The following is a 2,510-nucleotide window of genomic DNA, read 5'->3' on the forward strand; positions in this document are numbered from 1 at the left end:
CAGCCGGGCGTCCGGCCCGCCGTCCGCGCGTCGCGGCGGTACGCGGACGGCCCGGGGCGCGCCGGCGCCCCGGCGCCCCGCGCGTCAGAGCTCCACGAAGGTCGCCGTCGCGTCGTCGTGCCTCTTTCCGCGTACGTGCTCCGCGTCCGTCTCCAGCGTCCGCACCCGGTCGATCAGCTCCTGCGCGCCGCCCTTGCGGACCAGCGCGAGGCACTGCGCCCAGTCGCCCTCGCCGAAGATCTCCACCCAGCGCGCCGCCCCGTCCGTGAGGGCGAGCAGCGACCGGACCTCCGCGGCCGGCGTGCTGCCCGTCACGGCCCGGGCCGCCGCCGACGGGTCCGCGGCGGCGGTGAAGAACCCGTTCTCCGCGTTGCGCAGGGCGTCCGTGGAGGCCACGGAACGCTTGACCGCCGCCGGGATGTGGTCGAGGCGGTCGTCCACGAGCGCCACGACCTCGCCGTCCTGCCTCTCCAGGAGCAGCGTGGAGTCCGACAGGACCAGGTGCTCGACCGCGCCGCCGGGCACCGTCGACCACCTGGCGAGCACCACGGTTGCCTGGGGGGTACGTACGTGAGAAAGGTCACAAGTGTCCCGATGTCCGGCGGCGGTGGTCGCGATCGCCGAGGCGAGGATCTCCGCCAGCGTCAGGTCCCGCCGGGAACCGCACAGTTCGGCCAGTGCGCCGCCCAGCCTGGCCGTGAACCACGGGACGCCGTGCACACAACCGTCGTCCCCCTCGGGCGGCGTGACTCCGTCGAGCAGGACGAGCGCGCCGCCGTCGCCCGCCGCCGGCGCGACGGCGGAAGTCCAGTCCTCGTTGGGGCGTGCGGCCGATCCGGGTGCTGTCGCGAGTTCGAAGCGCATGCGCCCCAGTCTGCCGGAGGGCCGGGCGGCCCGGCGGCTGTGAAGGAGGGCGGGAGGCGGGCCCATCGTTCGTCCACGACATGGGCACAGGATGTCGGAGCGTGTCCGTCCGGTCTCCCACGGCCACGCGCGGCCGAAAAGTGATCATGGCCGCGCCGCCTCGCCGGATGAAGGCGGGCATCCTTCCAAAGCGTGCCTCCAATATCCATTCGACCCACCGGGGATGCCCCGAAAGCGCGTCAACGTGAGTTGGAGGTCAACTCGTCCGTGAGGTTCACTCGTTCAGGTGGCGGGTTGGCCGATGCGCGTCTTCCTCCGGAAAGCACTGCAATGGTCGGGAGCCGTGCCAGGGGCTGGGGGTGGCTCGTCGTGACCCGCCGTCACCTCTGCTTCATGGGCGGACGAGTCGAGAATGCGAGCACCGGTGCAGAAGAAGCGGCCTCGGGGGAACGGCGGTGTGCACAGCGGCACTCCGATGGGGCGCGGCAAGCGGGTACGCACACGGCTCGTCGCGGGCGTCGTCGTCACCGGAGTCGTGGTGATCGCCGCGGGCACTCCCGCCCTTCTGGAGGCCTCGGCGCGCCTCGACGACGCGCAGCGGCTCCTCACCCTCGCCCGGCTCGACCGCCAGGCCGTGGCCCTCGCCCACTCCCTCGCCGACGAGCGCGACCAGGTCGTCGTCTTCGTCGCGGCCGGCCGGCCCGCCAAGGACGGCGCCGGGGACGGCACGGGCTCCTCCGGGTCACGGAAGAACGGCTCCGGCGGCCTCCCCGGCGACGGCGGGGACGAGGACAGCCTCCGGGCCGCCGGCGACCTGGTCGACCGGCAGATCACCGAGATCCGCGGCACCCTCGCCGGCTCCTCACTCCCCGCGTCCCTCCCCGCATCGCTCTCGGGGTCGCTCGACGACCTCGGGACGGTGCGGACGATCCGGCGCACGGCCGTCGGCGGCAAGGGCTCCGCCGAGGCCGCGTACTCCTCCTACTCGCAGGTCGTCGACTCGCTGCACCGGCTCACCGAGCAGCTCGCCGACCGAGCGCCCGCGAGCGCGGCCACCGGTCTGCGCGCGCAGGCAGACCTCGACCGCGCCGCCGACCAGGCGTCCGCCACCCGCGGCCTGCTGCTGGCCGCGCTGACCGTCCCCGTCCACGAGTCGACGGTCAACCCCCTCACCGGGCTCCCGATGGACGACTCCGACACCCCGGAGGGCCGGGAGCGCGACGGCCTCAGCGCCGCCGCCCAGCTGGCCCGGGTGCGGGAGCAGGCCGCACTGGACGACTTCGACGCCACGGCCGGCACCGCGCAGCGCCGCGCGTACGCGGACACCGTCACCGGCCCCGACGTGAAGTCCGCCGAGGACTTCCTCGCCAAACTGACGGCCACCCCCAAACTGTCGGGCAGCGACCTCGACACCGACCGGGACAAGCTCAACACGGCGCTGACCGCCAGGATCGACCAGATGCGCGGCGCCGAGTCGGGCCTCGGCGCCGACTCCCTCAAGGACTTCGGGAAGCTCCGCGACGACGCCGTGCGCGACCTGGAGCTGCGCGCCGCGCTGGCCGCGGGCTGCCTGGTCGTCGCGGTCGCCGTCTCGGCCGCCGTCGCCCGCACGCTGACGAGGCCGCTCGCGGCCGTGCGGCTCGGCG

The 2,510-nt window shown here is 74.4% G+C and carries 2 protein-coding genes; one reads left to right on the forward strand and one right to left on the reverse strand.

All coding sequences use genetic code 11. The annotated features are described in order from the left end of the window. Positions 1-84 precede the first annotated feature (84 nt). The gene (locus L1885_RS27050; RefSeq protein WP_235799787.1) at positions 85-864 is read right to left on the reverse strand and encodes a hypothetical protein; all 780 of its coding nucleotides are present in this window, start codon (positions 862-864) and stop codon (positions 85-87) included. A 457-nt stretch (positions 865-1,321) separates the two neighbouring features. Here L1885_RS27050 and L1885_RS27055 point away from each other — a divergent pair. After that, the coding region (locus L1885_RS27055; RefSeq protein WP_235799788.1) for a nitrate- and nitrite sensing domain-containing protein at positions 1,322-2,510 on the forward strand (1,189 nt) is incomplete at its 3' end.

This window comes from Streptomyces fuscigenes, assembly GCF_021556455.1.
GTDB lineage: Bacteria > Actinomycetota > Actinomycetes > Streptomycetales > Streptomycetaceae > Streptomyces > Streptomyces fuscigenes.

Excerpts from the sequence above, each read along its gene's own strand:
- L1885_RS27050 (WP_235799787.1), bottom strand. The coding sequence starts at position 864 with ATGCGCTTCGAACTCGCGACAGCACCCGGATCGGCCGCACGCCCCAAC.